The sequence below is a fragment of the Planotetraspora thailandica genome (genome assembly GCF_016863335.1).
GTDB lineage: Bacteria > Actinomycetota > Actinomycetes > Streptosporangiales > Streptosporangiaceae > Planotetraspora > Planotetraspora thailandica.
Genome location: NZ_BOOR01000027.1, coordinates 119,319 through 137,253, shown reverse-complemented (window position 1 = coordinate 137,253; position 17,935 = coordinate 119,319). Strand labels below are relative to the sequence as shown.

Below are 17,935 nucleotides of genomic sequence, written 5' to 3'. Positions count from 1 at the left end.
CTCGGTGAGTCGTATGATCGTCCGTACGGCGCGGGGTCGGGGGATCTGCCGCCAAGAGTCTCGGCCGCCACGCCGAGCGATCTCGGGGTTGATTTCGGAAATTTCGTCATTTCTTGGCAATCTCGGACCGACTTCCGGGATCGCTGAACTGTGACCTGTCTCCTTCATACGATTCTGGGACACCGTCTGTTTCCGCCGGAGTAGCGATTGAACCGGAACTGCGTCGTCAAGGACCCCTCTCCTGACAACCGGGCCGAGTGGCGCCGGAGCAGCGCCGCGTCCGCGCACCAAAGGCTGGCGTTCCTCAACGAGGCCAGCCGCAGGATCGGCAGCACTCTCGACCTGGCGGAGACGAGCCGCGAGCTCATGGACGTGGCGGTCCCGCGTTTCGCCGACACCGCGGCGATCATGGTGCAGGAACGGCTGATGATCGACGGGGAGCTGCCGTCCCGGCCGATCGACACCGCTACGCTGTTCCGCCGGGTCGCGCTCGGACTGGCCGGGGAGAACCCGGACGCCTGGCTGCACGCCTTCCCGCTCGACGAGGTGACGGCCTACCCCGCGACCCTCCCCCACGCCCTGTGCATGGCGACCGGCAAGCCGCTGATGTACCCGGTGCTCGACAAGGAAAGCGCCCGGCTGATCGGCGCCGGCGACCAGCCCGGCCGGGAGGACGCGGTCGCCGATCTCCTCACCGAGTCCTCGTTCCTCGCCGTACCGCTGAAGGCCCGCGGACGGGTGCTGGGCTGCGCGGTGTTCAGCCGCAGGCCGGCCAGCCGGCCGTTCGACGAGCAGGACGTCGCGGTGGCCGAGGAGCTCGCCGCCCGAACCGCCGTGTGCATCGACAACGCCAGGCTGTACACCCGCGAACGGCGCACCGCGCTGACCTTGCAGAGCAGCCTGCTGCCCGCCGAGTTGCCGCAGCCGCTCGGCATGGAGGTCGCCTCCCGCTACCTGCCCGCCAGCGACCTGATGGGCGTCGGCGGCGACTGGTACGACGTGATCCCGCTGCCGGGCTGCCGATCCGCGCTGGTCGTGGGCGACGTCATGGGCCACGGCACCCGGGCCGCCGCCACCATGGGCCAGCTTCGTACGGCGGCGCGCACGCTGGCGAGCCTCGACCTGCCGCCCGACGAGGTGCTCTTCCGGCTCAACCTGATGAGCCAGGACCTCGACCCGACCCAGATCGCCACCTGCGTCTACGCGGTCTACGACCCGGTCACGCGCACGTGCGCCTTCGCCAGGGCGGGGCACGTCCCTCCGGTGCTGATCCATCCCGACCGCTCCACCGAGATCATCGAGCTGCCCTCGGGACTGCCGCTGGGCATCGGCAGCGATCCCCTGGAGACACGCGAACTCGTGCTGCCCGCGGGCAGCATCCTCGCCCTCTACACCGACGGCCTGGTCGAAAGCAGAGACCGCGACATCGACGCGGGAATCATGGCGCTGCGCCGGCTCCTGGCGGGACCCGTCGAGGACCTGGAGGACAAGTGCGACCTGACGATCAGCAGTCAGCGGCCCGGCCACGAGCGTGACGACATCGCGCTGCTGCTCGCCCGGGTGAGGGATCTCGACCCGGACGAGGTCGCGAGTTGCCCGCTGCCCGCCGATCCGAGGTTCGTGGCGCACGCCCGCCGATTCGTGCGGGCCACCTTGTCGTCCTGGGGTCTCGGCAGCCTCCTCGACAGCACCGAGCTCATCGTCAGCGAGCTGGTCACCAACGCGCTCAAGCACGGCTGGCCGCCGATCGAACTGCGCCTGCTGCGTGGCCGCACGCTCGTTTGCGAGGTCGCCGACGGGTCGCCCGCAACCCCCGCTCCCCGATCGGCCACGTCCGACGAGGACACCGGCCGCGGGCTGCAGCTCGTCAAGCGCTTCGCCTACCGCTGGGGCACCCGCCCAACCGTGTACGGAAAGATCGTCTGGGTCGAACAGCGCATTCATTGACCCGTTCGCCCCACAAAGACCGGTATGACCTGATCGTTCGGAAGAGTTACGGTCGAAGGACAGCTCCTGGGCGAGGAGGGGACATGATGATCGACATCCGTGATGCGTACCGCAGGGCGTTGGACGGTTTCGGCAGCCGACTCCACCTCGTGATGGACGACCAGTGGGAGCTCACGACCCCCTGCGTGGACTGGAGCGTGCGTGTGCTGGTCAATCACCTGGTGAACGAGAACCTCTGGGCGCCGGAGCTCCTCGCCGGCCGTACGGTCACCGAGGTGAGCGACACCTACGAGCGCGACGTCCTCGGCGACGACGCGATCAAGGCGTTCGAGGTGTCGTCCCAGGCCGCGGTCCAGGCGGTGTACGCCGAGGGCGCCCTGACCAGCGTGGCCCACCTGCCCTTCGGCGACGTGCTCGGCGAGGAGTACGTCACGGAGCTCTTCGCGGACGCCTTGATCCACACCTGGGACCTGGCCCGCGCGATCGGCGCCGTTGACAGGCTCGATCCCGAGCTGGTCGCCGCGTGCGCCGAATGGTTCGCCGCCGCGAAGGAGGGCTACCACCAGGCCGGCGTCATCGCCGACCACCGGAACGTCCCCGACGACGCGGACCAGCAGACCAGGTTGCTCGCGGCCTGGGGCAGGAGGGGCTGAGCACAGGGGGCTGAACCGGGCCGTGCAGGCACTCCACCTCACGGCCCGCCCCCAGGCCTCCCTCGCCGGCTGACGCGCCCTAACGGCCCGTCGGCCTCTTGCCGTGGTTGGCCTTCTTCTTCTTGCGTGCCTTGGACTTGCGCGCTCGCTTGCCCATCACGCATCGCCTCCCGGTTCGGTACGGGTACGGCCTTCCACTGTCTCCCGAGTTCGCCTGCCGTACAAGTGGCCGGTCCCGGCATATCACCAGGAACCAACATCCATATGTCATAATTTGGTGGAATCTGTTTGATAGGAGCGGTGATGCTGGCCCAGCAGCGGCAACAGGCCATCCTGGACAAGGTCCGCAGGACCGGTGGAGCCCGGGTCGCCGAGCTGGTGCGCGACCTCGGCGTCTCCGACATGACGATCCGCCGCGATCTGGAGGCCCTCGCCGAGCGGGGGCTCATCGAGAAGGTCCACGGCGGCGCGACCGCCACCGGCGCGGGCTCCACCGAGGAGCCGGGTTTTGCGGCCAAGTCCGCTCGCCAGCAGGCCGAGAAGGAGGCCATCGCCCGCCGGGCCGCCCAGCTCGTACGGCCAGGCAGCGCGGTGGCCCTGTCGGCGGGCACCACGACCTGGACGCTCGCCCATCACCTGATCGACGTGCCTGACCTGACCGTCATCACCAACTCGGTGCGGGTGGCCGACGTCTTCCACAGGGGGGGCCGCGGCGACCAGACGATCGTGCTGACGGGCGGGGTGCGCACGCCGTCCGACGCCCTGGTCGGGCCGGTCGCCGTGGCGGCCATCCGGTCGTTGCACGTGGACGTCCTCATGCTGGGCGTGCACGGGATGGACGCCAGAGCCGGGTTCACCACGCCTAACCTCCTGGAGGCCGAGACCGACCGCGAACTGGTCGCTGCCGCGCACCGGCTGGTCGTGCTGGCCGACCACACCAAGTGGGGCACGGTCGGCATCAGCACGATCGCACCACTGGCCCGGGCGCACACGGTGGTCAGCGACACGGGCCTGCCCGAGGACGCACGGGCGGAGCTGGCCCGGCACGCCGGTGAACTGGTCCTCGCACGGATTCACGGCGAGGCGGTTCACGACGGCCAGGCCGCGGCGGACGGTGCCTGATGGATCGGGTGGCCGGCGAGCACATCAATGAACGCATGACGAGTGGAAACATGGGGGGCATCACATGGCCGTCACGGTGAAGCGCACGATCGGCCATCTGGCCGACGGCCGGGAGCTGATCTATTTCGACCGGCGCGACGACGCCGACCACAGCGCCCTCGACCGGCGTGATCTCCCGCCTCGGCCGCTGGCGTCCGAACTGCGGTACGACCCGCTGCTGGACGAGTGGGTGGCCGTCGCGCGGCACCGGCAGACCCGGACGCATCTCCCCCCGGCCGACGAGTGCCCACTGTGCCCCGCCCGGCCGTGGTCGGAGATCCCCTCCCCCTACGACGTGGCGGTGTTCGAGAACCGCTTCCCGTCCTTCAGCTTCAACACCGGCGACTACGAGCAGGTGGGCGGCCTCAGCCAGGTACGGCCGGGCGTGGGGCGCTGCGAGGTGGTCTGCTTCACCTCCGACCACGACGCCTCGTTCAAGTCGCTGAGCGACGAGCAGGTCGAGCTCGTGATGGAGGCCTGGGCGGACCGCACGGCGGAGCTGTCCGCGCTTCCCGGCGTCGAGCAGGTCTTCTGCTTCGAGAACCGGGGGGCGGAGATCGGCATCACCCTGCCGCATCCCCACGGGCAGATCTACGCCTACCCGTACGTGACCCCCCGGACGCGGCGCATGCTCGACGTGGCCGCCCGGCACCAGGGCGGGAACCTGTTCGCCGACGTGCTGGCCGCCGAGCGCTCAGGCCCGCGGGTGGTCGAGGCCAACGAGCACTGGACGGCCTTCGTGCCCGCCGCCGCCCGCTACCCGTTCGAGGTGCACGTCTACCCGCACCGGCATGTGCCCGACATCCCCGCGCTGTCTGCGGAGGAGCGGGCGGCCTTCGGTCCGCTGTACACGCGGGTGCTGCGCCGCCTCGACGGCCTGTTCGGGGTGGCCATGCCGTACATCGCGGCCTGGCACCAGGCGCCCGTGTCCCAGGGGCGGGACCTCGCCTATCTGCACCTCCAGCTGTTCAGCATCCGGCGTGCGCCCAACAAGCTGAAGTACCTCGCGGGCTCGGAGTCGGCGATGGGCGGTTTCGTCAACGACATCCTTCCGGAAGAAGCAGCTCATATGCTCCGCGATGCGGACATAACGAGTTGATCACTGATTTATTTCGACTTTAACTGGCAAAGGGCCGTTCTTTACCACTACTATCCATCGCACCGGCTGACGCAGCCGGTACGCCTAATCCCGGGCGCCTCGCCCGGGAACCGGGGACCCAACTCGCACATGGGGTGAAGGCACGTCGTGCCCGGGCAGCTCCAGCCCGAACCCGTCAGCTAACCCGGTCGGCATGTGGAGAGGAGTGGGCTCTGCCCCGCCTACTGCCCCTGGTCGCCGGGGTGCTGGTGCCTGCCGTGCTCGTGTTCGGGACGACGACGGCGAGCCAGGCCGCCCCCAAGCCCACGGAAAGCCAGCTGAAGAAGCAGCTGGCCTCCCTGGGCAAGCAGGTCGACCGCCTGATCGCCGACTACAACGCCACCCGCGTCGAGCTCGCCAAGGCGAAGACGGCCGAAAAGGACGCCCGTGACCGGCTCGCCTCGACCGAAGGCGACTACGAGACCGCGCAGCGGGAGGTCGGCCATCTCGCCGCCGCGCAGTACCAGACCAGCAACGCCATTGTGATGCCGGACCCGTCGGGGTCGGCCGTGCTGGCTCAGCTCCAGGCCGAACAGGTCGCCCTCATCGAGCGGTTCTCCCAGATCCGGGAGGACCGCCGGAAGGCGGCCGACGCCGCCAAGGCGATGACGGCCCAGCTCACCGCCAAGTCGGCCAAGGTGGCCGAGCAGCGCGCGGATGCCCAGAAGCTCATCGGCCAGATCAAGAACAAGCTCGACGCGCTCATCCCCCTCGCCCCCGGCAGGCTCGCCAACGGCTCCTGGGCCCCTGAGCTGCCCGGCGGCGCCGACAACATCACTCCCCGCATGCGCCTGATGAAGAGCGAGGTCGAGAAGCACTTCTCCCTGCGCTACACCGTCGGGTGCTACCGCGCCGAAGACAGCGGCGAGCATCCGCTCGGGCGGGCCTGCGACTTCATGATGAGCTCCGGCGGAGCGATGCCGACCGCCGACATGAAGGCCATGGGCGACGACGTGGCCGCCTGGGCCATCAAGAACGGGCCTAAGCTCGGCGTCATGTACGTGATCTGGCGGCAGCGCATCTACAACCTCGGCAGTCCGGGCTGGCGGACCATGGAGGACCGCGGCGGGACGACCGCCAACCACTACGACCACGTGCACATCTCGATGTACTGAGCCATCTGTCCCACCCCCACGGTCATGCGGGTGTGCGAGTTTTTGCCCCCGCGACTCGCACACCCGCGTGACCAGCACATTCAGCGAGTGCGTCACTCCGGCGTGAGCGGCGCGCCCAGGGGTCATCGGGCGGCTCAGGGCACATCCAGGGCACTTGAGCCGCCCGCCGGCGTCTTGGACCACGCGCTCTCGATGGCCGCGCGCATACGGTCCGCGCTGGAAGGCATGAGGTGCGTGTACGTCCGCAGGGTGAACCCGTGGCCGCGGCCTGGACCGTGAGCCCGCTGGCATGGGGTTCACGGTTCAGGCCGTCGTGTGGTTGGCCGTCCTGGCTTGCGGCCAGTGGGATGGGAGCTACTTGGTGGCTGCTTTGGGCTTTCCGCAGTTCAGCGGAGACCCCTTCTTTTGCAGGCCGAACGCCGCAGCAGGCCCTTGCTGGGACCCGATCCGGAGGGTGCCGATCCCGATCACCAGTTCCGTTCCGGCTGGCATCGCCTTCGGGTTGATGGTGATCAAAAGGCCGCCGGGCCCGGGCAGCTTGCGGACCACGCGGGAGATCTGCAGCTGGTCGTCGGATGTGCACACGGGGCCGGACGTCAGCACCACGGGGACGCCGGCGTCGGCCAGGGCCTTGCTCAGCCCTGCTGGGTCCTTCAGCTCGCGGATCGTGACGTTCACCAGGCCGGCCGGCGACGTATTGACCGACCATGCGGCTAGGTTCACGTGGACCCCCTGGGCGTCACGTGCGCCGGACGCAGTCGGCGAGCCGCTGGGACCGGCAGGGTGACCGCCGGGCAAGAACAGCGCCAGGCCAAGCCCGAGCGCCAGTGCGCCCGCGCCCACTCCCGGCAGGCCACGGCGCAGCCGGCGGCCGCGGGCCCGCGCGATGATCGTTTCGGGCCGCTGGTCCATGTGCACGTGGGTGAGGGCATCTTTGGTGCTGGTGAGGGAGCTTCGCATTGCCGCCAGCATGTCGTCGTCGTTCATGAGGTGACCTCCTGGTCGCTGAAGGATTGTGTTTGCGTGCGGAGCGTGGCCAGCGCCCGGTGCAGGTGCGCGCCAACGGTCCCCGGTGAGATGCCGAGCAGCTTCGCCGTGGCATCGGTATCCAGGTCGAAGAAGACCCTTAGCGTGATCACTTCGCGCTGCCTGAGCGGAAGCAACCGGAGCGCCGCAACCAGCGCCTGGTCGAGGCTCAGGTCCGCCGAACCCGCCAACTGGCTGCCCTCCAGGCCTGCCAACGCTGTTGGATCATCCACTGTCAGCTCGCGCCGGCGGCGCCTCCACCAGGACACGTGGGCGTTCAGCGCTGTCCGCACCACCCAGGCGCGTGGGACAGGGTGATCACGCACCTTGCGCCAGGACATCCAGGCCCGGGTGAACGCCTCCGCCACCAGGTCCTCGGCGAGCTGCCTGTCGCCGACGTTGACCAGCACGATCCGCAGGCAGTCATCCTTGGAGGCGGTGTAGAACTTGGTGAATTCTTGTCCTCTTTGCTCCACGCCCCAATTACGCATGAAGGCCCGGATCCCTTTACCCGGGCGGCCACGGCGTCTCGGAAACACCGCACCCAAGCTGCGCGCCGCGACGGACGCGCTCATTGGCGACCAAGGATCTGCCATACCTCATGGCCTTCATGGTGACACCCACCGAAGTACCGGATCTCGGCCGAAGGTGGTTTCAGGGGTCCGGCGCGCCACCACACTGGGATGACCAGCGCGGCACGAAGCCCAGCCGCAGACCGACCGGCAGGGTCTGGAGGGTGGGTCTGGCCGCCGCCTCGGATCTGTGAGCCCCCGAGCAACGCCGCCGCACATCGCCATCCGTCACCGGCCCTCAGCTGCCATGCCGTGCCCGTTGCGTGCCCGTACGGTCGGTAACCAGTGGGGAATCACGGGGACTCACGGTCACTCGACCCACATACGCCCAGGTCACCGTTTCCCCAGCTCAGACCGCAGGGTGTTGAAAGACTTCCCAAGCTGATAGTCCGAGCGGGCCGGAGGGCACAGTGAGGGCACATGGCACTGTGATCATTCGCGAAATGCCGAGAACCACCGAGACGGCCAACGCCAGGTCATCCCGGTGGTTCGGAAGTTGTCCCAGGTCACGATCAAGGGCTGATCAGATCTCGATGTACTGACCCACCATCTGTCCCACCCCCACGGTCACGCGGGTGTGCGAGTCTGGCCCCCGCGACTCGCACACCCGCGTGATCACTTTCCGGAGTCTCGTGCCGCGGCCTTTCTCCGATAACCTCGCTGCGCCAGCCGCACCCCTCCCCGGCACCGCACGAGGTGAACTCCCCCCATGGAAGATCAGGTTTCCGCGCCTGAGCAGGCCCCGGCCCCCGTCTGCTACCGGCATCCCAAGACGGAGAGCCACGTCCGGTGCGTCAGATGTGACCGCTACATGTGCGGCGACTGCATGCGGCCCGCGTCGGTCGGCCACCAGTGCGTCGACTGCGTGAAGGAGGGCAACAAGTCCATACGGCAGGCCCGCACGGTCTTCGGCGGCAAGGTGTCGGTGGTGCCCGCCGTCACGTACGTCCTCATCGCGGTCAACGTGATCGCCTACCTGGGTGAGCTGACCTACCCGGATCTCGTCGACCGCTTCACGAACCTGGGCCTCGGCCTCATCGGCGCGGACGGCCAGCAGTACGTCTACCAGGACCCGGCGAGCCTGGTGGGCGCCGACGGCGGGCCGTTCACCCCCGTCGGCATCGCCACCGGCGAGTGGTACCGCCTCATCACCTCGGCCTTCCTCCACCTGCAGCCGACCGAGGGTCTGTTCGGCATCCTGCACATCCTGCTGAACATGTACTGGCTCTGGACCCTCGGCCGGGTGATCGAGCAGGTCCTGGGCAAACCTCGTTTCGCGGCGCTCTACCTGCTGTCCGCGCTGGGCGGCTCGGTCCTCGGCTACCTGATCGCCCCGGACGAGGCCGCGCTGGGCGCTTCCGGCGCGATCTTCGGCCTCGCCACCGCCTATTACATCTTCAGCAGGCGGCTCAACCACGACCCGGCCGGCGCGCGCCGGCTCATCGTGTCATTCCTGCTTTGGGGAGTCATCTCCGCCACGGTCACCTCCTGGGAAGGCCACCTGGGCGGCCTGCTCGCAGGCGGAGGGGTCGCCCTGTGCCTGGCGCACCTGCCCCGCAAGTGGCACCTGCCCGCGACCGCCGGTGTCCTCGCCGTACTCGTGGTGCTGGTCGTGCTGAAGACCTCCCGACTCACCGGCACCTTGTGACGCCGCGGAAATCGCATGACATCGATCACCGCTTCCCGGCAGGATCACAGCATGCCTGACAAACGAATCGCCCCTCCCGCCTCCGCGGGCGAGCACGAGATGCTGACCGCCTGGCTCGACTGGCACCGCGAGACCCTGGCGTTCAAGTGCGACGGCCTGAGCGAGGAGCAGTTGCGCCTGCGGCCGTCGACGCCGTCCACCCTGTCGCTGCTGGGCCTGGTGCGGCACATGGCCGGCGTCGAGCGCGCCTGGTTCCGTATGAGGCTGAACGGCGAGGACATCGATCACCTCTACTACAGCCTGGAGAACCCCGACGGCGAGTTCGACGACGTCGAAACCGCCTCCGTAGGGGAGGCGTTCTCGACGTGGCGGGCCGAGGTCGAGGCCGCGCGCGCCGTGTCGGCCGCGTACCCGGACCTCGACACGCCAGCCAAGCGGGAGGCGCGCGGCGTGACGTACTCCCACCGCTGGATCCTCGTGCACATGATCGAGGAATACGCGCGGCACAACGGCCACGCGGACCTCATACGCGAGCAGATCGACGGCGTCACCGGCGAGTAGCGGCCCGGCGCCCGGAAGACTCAGCCGGAGATGCGGACGGGGTTGACCAGGTCGGCGTAGATCAGCAGGCCGCCCATGACGAGCAGCAGCGCGGCCATGACGTAGGTCAGCGGCAGGGCCTTGGCGACGTCGACGTACCCGGGTGAGGGCCTGCGCCGCACGCGGGCGAGGAATCGCTTGAGGCCCTCCCAGAGCCCGCCGAGGATGTGCCCGCCGTCGAGCGGCAGCAGCGGGATGAGGTTGAACATGCCGACGGCCAGGTTGAGGCTCGCCAGAAGCTGGATATAAAAGACGATCTTGTTTTCCGCCGACAGGTCCGACGTGGCGATCTCCCCGCCGATGCGGCCGACGCCGACGACGCCGATGGGCCCGTTGGGGTCGCGCTTGCCGTCGGAGAAGGCCGCGTGCCAGACGCCCACCATCTTGCCGGGGATGTTGACCATCGCCGCGGCCGTCTTCTCGACGAAGCCCCACATCTGCCCCGCCACGTAGCCGGGGCCCACCCGCTCGGTCACGGTGACAGGCGTCACGCCGAGGAAGCCGACACCCTTGTCGATCTTGGAGGGGTCGTCCAGGGACGGCATGTCGTGCGCGACCAGGGTCACGTTCACCGTCATCGGCTTCCCTGCGCGCTCGATCCCGAGCGCCGCGGCGCCCGCCTTGTGCGTGCGGATCAGCCGGCTCGCCTGGTCCCACGACGTCACCCGCGTGCCGTCCACCGACGTGAGGCGGTCGCCGGGGCGCAGTCCGGCCAGGCTCGCGGGCGTCGGGGGGTCGCTGGGCCCGCACTGCCGGTTGTCCGCCTCGCTGATCGGCATCACGCACTTGGACACCGTCGAGACGACCGGCTTCTGCATCGCCACGCCGAACCCCATCATCACGACGGCGAACAGCACGAACGCGAGCACGAAGTTCATCGCGGGGCCGCCGGTCATGATGATGACCTTCTGCCACCACGGCTTGCGGTAGAACACCCGGTCCTCGTCACCGGGCCTGACCTCCTCCAACGCCACGGCCCGGGCGTTCTCGATCAGTCCCTGCCAGGGGCCCGTGGAGACGCTGCGCAGCTTGGTCGGGTCGTCGCTCGGCCGGGGAGGCAGCATGCCGATCATCCGGATGTAGCCGCCGAGCGGCACCCACTTGATGCCGTATTCGGTCTCCCCGCGCCTGCGCGACCACATGGTGGGACCGAACCCGACCATGTACTGCGTGACCCGCACCTTGAAAAGCTTGGCCGGAACGAGGTGCCCGATCTCGTGGAGGGCGATGGACACCAGCAGTCCCACGAAGACGATCGCGAAGCCGGCCAAGAAGAGCAGGATCATCAGCGCGTCACCCCGAGTCGGAGAAAGTGTCCTGCCAGTCGTCGCACCTTTCGAGGGTAGCCCACCCCGCTCGCGCCCCGGCTCAGCCGAATGAGGCTCAGGTTGCGGCCCGCCGACCAGAACGAGACACTTCGTTGACAGTACGCATCCATTCGATCACCCTGTGAAAGACCGCGCTGAGGGGAGCGTCTTGATTCGGATCCTGGTTGCCGAACACCTTCCACTGGTACGGCGAGGCCTCGTCGCCTCGCTCGACGGCGAAAGCGATCTCGAGGTGGTGGCGGACGTAGCCTCGGCCGAGGACATCGTCCCCGCGGCGCTCGACGTCCGGCCCGACGCGGCGGTCATCGACGTCGACCTGCCGGGGATGGACGGCCTCGGGGCGGCCGCCAGGCTGGGCGAGAAGGTGCCCCGGTGCCGGGTGATGGTCCTCGCCCCCCAGCCCAACCCCGGTCACATCAAGCGGGCCTTCGCGGCGGGCGTCCTCGGCTACATGAGCATCCAGGTCGGGCCGGAACAGCTCGCGGACGGCATCCGCCGCATCAGCTCCGGCCATCGCGTGGTCGACCCCGACCTCGCGGTCGCCGCGATCGAGGCGGCCGACAACCCGCTGACCCCCCGCGAGCTCGACGTCATGCGTCTGGCCGCGGGAGGCGCCCGGTCCAAGGAGATCGCCGACCAGCTCCGCCTGTCGGTCGGCACCGTCCGCAATCACCTGTCGCGGGTCATCTGCAAGACCGGGGCCCGGGGTCGCGTCGACGCGGTCAGGATCGCCCGCGACGCCGGATGGCTCTAGCCCACGACGGCTCGCCCCTTCGCTCACCCGTTATCGGCCTCGCGTGCCGCCGGTGCCGTACGGCTCACGCGCCCGAGGACGTTCGCCGGCATCGCCCCGCTCAGGAACGGCAACCCGACCGGCTCCCCGTGCAGCGCCGCCCCGGCGGCCAGCAGCACCCCCGTCGTCCCCGTGGCGAGGTCCATGGACAACCGCAGCAGCCGCTCTCCGGGGAAGGCCAGGTGTCCCTGGTAGGCGAGCGCGTGCCACGACAGCGCGGCGAGCTGGCGGGACGCCTCGGGGTCTTCGATCCCCCAGCCGCCCTCCCTGTCTCTGCACAGATAGGCGAGGATCCCCGCCCTGCCGGTGAACAGGCCCGACTGGATGTAGAAGTGCGACCTGGCGGCCCGATCGAGCCGATGGCGTGCCGCCGACAATTCCGGATCGGCCCGGTAGCGCAGCAGCTCACCGAGCACCCACGCGATGCCGACGCTGCCTCGGTCGAGGTACGGCATGGTCCGGCAGCCCTCGTTGACCTGCAACGATCCGTCCGCCTGCACGACGCATCTGGCGAGGTCGAGCCGCAGCGCCTCCTCCGCCCGGTCGAGCCATTGCACGTCGCCGGTCCTTTCGAACAGGCGGACGAACAGCAGGGCCGGGCCGGACGCCCCGTACATCAACCCGGCGTACGGCCCGGCCGCGCCGCTGACGCCGGGCACCTGCCGGGGTAGCCGGTCGGCCATCATTCCGGCGGTCTCGACGGCGTCGTCCAGCTCTCCGAGATAGATCTGGTTGAGGCCGATCCCGGCGAGCCCGCCGTACAGGTCCGTGCCCACCGCCCGTGAGGGGTCCCCGGCGGCGTCGAGCACCTCGAGGGCGGCCTCGTGGTGGCCGAGCACGGCCAGCGTGTGTGCGACGCCGTGCATGCCGTCGTAGAAGCCGGGCCTGCCGCCGGCCGCCCCGCGCAGGGCCCGGTCGAGCAACCACCGCTCATGTTCGGGGGCGCGGCCCGCGCCCGTCACGTACAGGGCGTACAGCACCCCGGCCGCGCCGTGCGCGAACCCGAGACCGCCCGCGTCGAACTGGGCGACGTCTCCGGGGAAGAGCCGGTCGTCACGCTCCGGGGTGGCGGAGGCGAGGATCGCCCCGGCCATCGACGCCCGCATCTCCTGCCAGGTGCCCATCGCGGGCGTGCTGCGGGCGGCTCCCCCGCCCACGATCCTGACCGCGGGCCGCAGGAAGCCCTCCTTGACGGGGAAACGGTCCGTGATGACCTCGGCCAGTTCGGCGGCCTTGCCCCGGTCGAGCAGGAACAGTTCGGTGAGTGGAAGGAAGAGCGCGAAGCGCAGGCAGGCCAGCGCGAACCTGTCGACGTCGAAACCGACGAAACCATCGGGCGCCCCGAATCCGGGGCTCGCCAGTCCTGTCCCGGTGGCCTCTGCCGCCGGCCTGACCGCGTCGAACCCGATCAGCGTCACCCCGCCGCCCGGCCGGAGGTAGATGGCCGACATGTCGAGGTCGCCGAGCACGAACCCGTTCATGTGGACCTTCATGACGGCGTCTTCCACCTCGGCGCAGATCTCCGTCGCCCACAGGGCGTAGCCGTCGAGGTCGCCCTCCTCCGCCCCGCCGAGGGGATAACGCGTGGGGAACACCTCGCTCAGCGGCTCTCCGGTCACCGGCTCCATCACCAGCCAGTGGTCCTCTCCCGCGACGAGGTGGTCCCTCAGCACCGGTACGACGCCGAGGTCCGCGAGCCGCTCCAGCACCTCGCGTTCGCGTTCGAGCCGGGTGACCGCGTCGGCGCCGTGCCTGTCGAGCCCGGCGTGCGGGCGGGCCTCCTTGAGGATGAGGCGCTCGCCGGTCGCCGGATCGCTCGCGACGTAGAGACCGCCCGCGTTCGTCCGGTGCAGCACGCGTTCGATCCTGTACGGCAGGGCCGCCCCCGGCGCGCCGCCCTGCGACTCCAGGTGCGGGCCGAGGAACGGCGGGGGCGTCACCCAGGGAGGCATCGTGAAGGCGGCCTCCCGCCGGTCGGGGACCAGGGTGCCGTCGGGCGCGACGACGGCCGGCTGCGACCACCCGTCCTCGACGACGCGGCGACGTTCGGCGATGCCGCCGTAGCGCACGTGGAGCACGCTGTCGCCGCATCTCAGGTCGCTCAGGATGCGCGGGCCGCGATGGCCGTCGAGCAGGCGGCCGAGCTCGGCGAGGGCGGTCTCCAGCACGGCCTCGGCGGCCGGATAGACGGTGATGAACTTCCCGCTCGCTCCGGGGGCGGTGTGCTCGGCGTTGTTGAGGTGGAGCACGGCGGGCGAGCGCAGGAACTTGAAGGCGAGTTCCCGCTCCAGGCAGTAGCCGGCGACCTTGTCCAGGATCTCGGCGGCCTCGTCCATGCGGGCCGAGACGTGGATCTTCCATCCCTGGCCGGGCAGCTCGCCCGCCACGGGCTGGTAGATCACCCAGTCGGCCCGGACCGTCCGCACCCAGCCTCCGGGCACGGCACGGTGGGCCGGCGCGTAGTCAAGGCCGGAGTCGTCGAGGCCCGTCAGGGGCGAGTCGTAGAAGGCCGGATCAGCACGGCAGTAAGGCTCGTACCGCTTCTCCATGATCCGCCCCTTTTCAGCTGCCGGCCGTACCGGGACCGGGGCCGCCGTGCGCGCGGCCGTTGACGTGGCACACGATACGCGCATGGGCGATTACATGGCGTGACGATTCCGGCCCTGTCGCGGATCCGTACGGCCGGGATGTGCTACTGGCGCCAGATGAGGACGAGGGCGCAGTCGTCGTTGTGGCCCGAGGTCATCGACTGGACGAGCTGGCGGGCGCGGTCGCGGAAGCCGGAGGGGAGCAGCCGCTCGGCCTCGCCCAGCAGCCGGTCGAGCCCCGCGTCGATGTCGCGGCCGGGCTGCTCGATGAGGCCGTCGGTGAACAGCATGAGCGCGTCGCCCTTGCGCAGCACGCCCCTGTCGGCCTCGCAGTGCAGGTCGGGAACCACGCCCAGCACGACGCCCTTGGCCGTGGAGACCCGCCAGGTCCCCGTGCCCGCGTCGAACTTCACGACCGGAGGGTGGCCCGCCGAGGTGATGGTGTAGGCCCCCGTCGACAGGTCGAGGGTCAGGTGCACGGCGGTGACGAAGCCCTCGTCTCCGAGTTGCCTGTGCAGGTAGGTGTTGCAGGCGGCCAGGAAGTCGTCCACGGACCCGAGCAGGCCGCCGAACGTGCCCGAGAGCATAAGCGCACGGGTTCCCGCGTCGACGCCCTTGCCGGAGACGTCCACGACGGCCATCTCGACGTTGTCGCCTTCACGCAGGGACACCACGAAGTCGCCGCCGAAGGAGGAGCCGCCGGCCTGCTTGAGCACCACCTTGCCGCCCCACTCCTTGGGGAACGGCGGCAGCTCGCTCTGCCGTTTGAGCCGGTCGCGCAGCTCCAGCAGCATCGCGTCGCCGCGCAGGCCCTGCACGCCGAGCTTGCCCCGGGTGCGGGCCATCAGCCAGGCGAGGACGGCCGTGAAGCACATGGTGATCAGGAAGCCCGGCCCGATGTTGCCGACCCGCCTGACCGCCTCCATGTAGCTCAGGGACAGGGCGACCGTGCAGAGCAGGACGACGAGGCTGCGCAGCCGCAGCTGCAGGCCGCCGATGAGCGTGACCAGGATCAGCAGCGACGGCGAGAACCAGTAGGCCGAGACCTCCGCGTCGAGCACGCCGATGAGCAGCGTGACGGCGACCAGCGCGATCAGCAGGTTGCGGTCCTTGGCCGAGAGCCTGCGCACGAACCGCACCAGCGGCACCAGCAGAGGCACCCGTCCCAGCAGCGCGCGCACCCGGGGAGGGATCAGCGGGGCGGGACGGGAACTCATGATGGGCTCGACTGTATCCGCCCAACCCACGTGAAGGCACCCACTTGACCAAGACCTTGATCATCGGTCACGCATATTGGGTGGCTGCCGATCACACGCTGCTCCTAGTGTGGGGTGGGTGACTGTCGAGGTTCGTCCCATCACCGAGTCTGAGTGGCCTGCCTTCGCGGCCGTCGACTACGAGACGTTCAACTCCTCCAATCCCCCGGTGGCCGCCGATCGCTGGCGGGAGCTCGTGGAGATCGACCGGTCGCTGGCCGCCTTCGACGGCGACGTCATGGTCGGCTGCACCAGCGTCTACACCTTCAGCATGACGGTCCCCGGCGGCCCGATCCCGGTCGCGGGCGTCACCGCCGTCGGCGTGCTGGCCTCCCACCGGCGCCGCGGCGTGCTGACATCCCTGATGACCCGCCAGCTCCACGACCTGCATGACGGCGGCGAGGCCGTCGCCGCGCTCTACGCCTCGGAGGCGGGCATCTACGGCCGGTTCGGGTACGGCAGGGCCGCCGACAACTTCTTCTTCCGCATCCCGAAGCACGGCTCGGCCTTCGTCCGGACAGCCCCCTCCGACCCCGCCCTGCGCCTGCGCGTGGCGAAGCCGGCCGAGGAGCTCGCCGCGTTCCGCACGGTCTTCGACGCGGTGCGCGTCTCCCGTCCCGGCATGTACGCCAGGTCGGACCCGCGCTGGCGGCACGAGGTGCTCGCCGACGACGACCACGACAGGCGGGGCCTGGGGCCGCTGCGCTGCGTGATCGCCGAGGACGACGACGGCCCGCGCGGCTACGCCCTGTTCCGGGTGAAGCCCGGGGCGACCGATCACGACGTTCCCGACGGCGAACTGCGCCTGTCCGAGCTGTTCGCGGTCGACCCCGCGGCGTACGCGATGGTCTGGCGCAGCGTGCTCGACCGTGACCTGTGCTCGCGGGTCTTCGCGTGGAACCGCCCCGTGGACGACCCGGTCATCCACCTGCTCGCCGAACCGCGTCATCTGAACGCCGGCTGGGTGGACGAGCTGTGGGTGCGGCTCGTTGACGTCGACCGTGCCCTGGCCTCACGCTCCTACACGGCCCCGGCCGACCTGGTGATCGAGGTCGAGGACCAGGTCTGCCCGTGGAACGCGGGCCGGTGGCGCCTCACCACCGACAAGGCGTCCTGCGAGCGCACCGACGACCCCGCCGACCTGACCCTGCCCGTGGAGGTCCTGGGCGCGGCCTACCTCGGCGGCAGGCCGCTGACCGCGCTCGCCGGAGCGGGGATCGTCCGGGAGCACCGCGAGGGAGCGTTGCGCGAGCTTTCCACCGCGATGTCCTGGGACCCGAGGCCCTGGGCGGGACTGGTCTTCTAGGCTTGCGGCATGGCACTGCAGAATTTGCAGATCACCGCGATGACGGCCATGCGGGCGCGTGACGTGTCGCGCCCCACGGCCGAGCAGCAGGAGGCGGCCGACCGCCGCCCTCTGCGCGACGAGACGCCCCGGCGGGAATCGCGCCGGGGCACCGACGGCAACGGCGAGAGGACGGCCCGCCCCGAGGACTAGCGCTGACCAGCGGCTGACCAGCGGCTACGGAAGCGGCGGCAGCTCGCCGGTCTCCTCGTATTCGGCCAGCTGGTCGATCCTGCGGGCGTGCCGCTCCTCGCCGGAGAACGGCGTGGCGAGGAAGATCTCCACAAACCGCACCGCGTCCTCGACGGAGTGCATCCGGGCGCCCACGCTGATCACGTTGGCGTCGTTGTGCTGACGACCGAGCTTGGCGGTCTCCTCGCTCCACGCGAGCGCTGCGCGGACGCCCCGCACCTTGTTGGCGGCGATCTGCTCGCCGTTGCCCGATCCGCCGATCACGATGCCCAGGCTGCCCGGGTCGGCCGCGACGCCGCTCGCGGCGCGGAGCACGAAGGGCGGGTAGTCGTCCTCGGAGTCGTAGACGGACGGCCCGCAGTCCTCGACCTCGTGGCCCTGGTCCTTGAGCCAGGCGACCAGGTGGTTCTTGAGCTCGTAGCCGGCATGGTCGGAACCGATGTAGACACGCACGGTTCAAGTTTCGCAGGTTCCTCCAGGAGACACGACGTGGGGGCTGCATTAGAGTAAGAGACGTGACCCTATCTGGGTCCTTACATTCCCCCTGCGGGCGAGTCGTGGCCCGCAAGAGCA

17 protein-coding genes and 1 riboswitch are annotated in these 17,935 nt (G+C 69.8%); of the genes, 10 read left to right on the top strand and 7 right to left on the bottom strand.

What is annotated here, in order from left to right; all coding sequences use genetic code 11:
- Window positions 1-207: 207 nt before the first annotated feature.
- Both Pth03_RS19805 and Pth03_RS19800 read left to right on the top strand, forming a co-directional pair.
- Window positions 208-1,947, top strand: a complete 1,740-nt coding sequence (locus Pth03_RS19805; RefSeq protein ID WP_203945806.1) for an ATP-binding SpoIIE family protein phosphatase — start codon at window positions 208-210, stop codon at window positions 1,945-1,947.
- A gap of 83 nt (window positions 1,948-2,030) precedes the next feature.
- Window positions 2,031-2,600, top strand: coding sequence for a TIGR03086 family metal-binding protein (locus Pth03_RS19800; RefSeq protein WP_203945805.1), 570 nt, complete (start codon window positions 2,031-2,033; stop codon window positions 2,598-2,600).
- Window positions 2,601-2,679: 79 nt separating this feature from the next.
- On the opposite strand, the gene Pth03_RS42535 is transcribed toward Pth03_RS19800, so the two are convergent.
- Entirely contained in the window at window positions 2,680-2,757 is a 78-nt protein-coding gene (locus Pth03_RS42535; protein WP_370027834.1) for a 50S ribosomal protein bL37, read from the bottom strand.
- Between the two features lie 146 nt (window positions 2,758-2,903).
- On the opposite strand from Pth03_RS42535, the gene Pth03_RS19795 reads away from it, so the two are divergent.
- The 3 genes from Pth03_RS19795 (at window position 2,904) to Pth03_RS19785 (ending at window position 6,014) form a co-directional block, all read left to right on the top strand.
- The gene (locus tag Pth03_RS19795) at window positions 2,904-3,722 is read left to right on the top strand and encodes a DeoR/GlpR family DNA-binding transcription regulator (protein WP_203945804.1); all 819 of its coding nucleotides are present in this window, start codon (window positions 2,904-2,906) and stop codon (window positions 3,720-3,722) included.
- Between the two features lie 76 nt (window positions 3,723-3,798).
- Window positions 3,799-4,860 (top strand): galactose-1-phosphate uridylyltransferase, encoded by a 1,062-nt coding sequence (gene galT, locus Pth03_RS19790; RefSeq protein ID WP_203945843.1) that lies wholly within the window; start codon window positions 3,799-3,801, stop codon window positions 4,858-4,860.
- Window positions 4,861-4,931: 71 nt separating this feature from the next.
- Window positions 4,932-5,068, top strand: a riboswitch (cyclic di-AMP (ydaO/yuaA leader).
- A gap of 34 nt (window positions 5,069-5,102) precedes the next feature.
- Entirely contained in the window at window positions 5,103-6,014 is a 912-nt protein-coding gene (locus tag Pth03_RS19785; RefSeq protein ID WP_203945803.1) for a coiled-coil domain-containing protein, read from the top strand.
- A gap of 354 nt (window positions 6,015-6,368) precedes the next feature.
- On the opposite strand, the gene Pth03_RS19780 is transcribed toward Pth03_RS19785, so the two are convergent.
- Window positions 6,369-7,001 (bottom strand): hypothetical protein, encoded by a 633-nt coding sequence (locus Pth03_RS19780; RefSeq protein WP_203945802.1) that lies wholly within the window; start codon window positions 6,999-7,001, stop codon window positions 6,369-6,371.
- Window positions 6,998-7,615: a SigE family RNA polymerase sigma factor gene (locus Pth03_RS19775; protein WP_203945801.1), complete on the bottom strand. Its 618-nt coding sequence runs from the start codon at window positions 7,613-7,615 to the stop codon at window positions 6,998-7,000. Before Pth03_RS19775 ends, Pth03_RS19780 begins: the two co-directional genes overlap by 4 nt.
- A 706-nt stretch (window positions 7,616-8,321) precedes the next feature.
- On the opposite strand from Pth03_RS19775, the gene Pth03_RS19770 reads away from it, so the two are divergent.
- Both Pth03_RS19770 and Pth03_RS19765 read left to right on the top strand, forming a co-directional pair.
- The gene (locus Pth03_RS19770) at window positions 8,322-9,260 is read left to right on the top strand and encodes a rhomboid family intramembrane serine protease (protein WP_203945800.1); all 939 of its coding nucleotides are present in this window, start codon (window positions 8,322-8,324) and stop codon (window positions 9,258-9,260) included.
- A 51-nt stretch (window positions 9,261-9,311) separates the two neighbouring features.
- Window positions 9,312-9,821, top strand: a complete 510-nt coding sequence (locus Pth03_RS19765) for a DinB family protein (RefSeq protein WP_203945799.1) — start codon at window positions 9,312-9,314, stop codon at window positions 9,819-9,821.
- A gap of 20 nt (window positions 9,822-9,841) precedes the next feature.
- Here Pth03_RS19765 and Pth03_RS19760 read toward each other — a convergent pair whose 3' ends face one another.
- Entirely contained in the window at window positions 9,842-11,146 is a 1,305-nt protein-coding gene (locus tag Pth03_RS19760; protein ID WP_203945798.1) for a M50 family metallopeptidase, read from the bottom strand.
- A 190-nt stretch (window positions 11,147-11,336) separates the two neighbouring features.
- Here Pth03_RS19760 and Pth03_RS19755 point away from each other — a divergent pair, with 190 nt between their 5' ends.
- Complete coding sequence (locus tag Pth03_RS19755; RefSeq protein ID WP_203945797.1) at window positions 11,337-11,942, top strand: response regulator transcription factor; 606 nt, start codon at window positions 11,337-11,339, stop codon at window positions 11,940-11,942.
- 23 nt (window positions 11,943-11,965) lie between these two features.
- On the opposite strand, the gene lanKC is transcribed toward Pth03_RS19755, so the two are convergent.
- Both lanKC and Pth03_RS19745 read right to left on the bottom strand, forming a co-directional pair.
- Window positions 11,966-14,530, bottom strand: coding sequence for a class III lanthionine synthetase LanKC (gene lanKC, locus Pth03_RS19750; RefSeq protein ID WP_203945796.1), 2,565 nt, complete (start codon window positions 14,528-14,530; stop codon window positions 11,966-11,968).
- Between the two features lie 143 nt (window positions 14,531-14,673).
- Window positions 14,674-15,786 (bottom strand): PP2C family protein-serine/threonine phosphatase, encoded by a 1,113-nt coding sequence (locus tag Pth03_RS19745; RefSeq protein ID WP_203945795.1) that lies wholly within the window; start codon window positions 15,784-15,786, stop codon window positions 14,674-14,676.
- 118 nt (window positions 15,787-15,904) lie between these two features.
- Between Pth03_RS19745 and Pth03_RS19740 the strand changes: the two genes are divergently transcribed.
- Window positions 15,905-17,131 (top strand): GNAT family N-acetyltransferase, encoded by a 1,227-nt coding sequence (locus tag Pth03_RS19740; protein WP_203945794.1) that lies wholly within the window; start codon window positions 15,905-15,907, stop codon window positions 17,129-17,131.
- A 9-nt stretch (window positions 17,132-17,140) separates the two neighbouring features.
- Window positions 17,141-17,323 (top strand): hypothetical protein, encoded by a 183-nt coding sequence (locus Pth03_RS19735; protein WP_203945793.1) that lies wholly within the window; start codon window positions 17,141-17,143, stop codon window positions 17,321-17,323.
- 24 nt (window positions 17,324-17,347) lie between these two features.
- Here Pth03_RS19735 and Pth03_RS19730 read toward each other — a convergent pair whose 3' ends face one another.
- Window positions 17,348-17,815 (bottom strand): ribose-5-phosphate isomerase, encoded by a 468-nt coding sequence (locus tag Pth03_RS19730; RefSeq protein ID WP_203945792.1) that lies wholly within the window; start codon window positions 17,813-17,815, stop codon window positions 17,348-17,350.
- Between the last annotated feature and the right edge of the window lie 120 nt (window positions 17,816-17,935).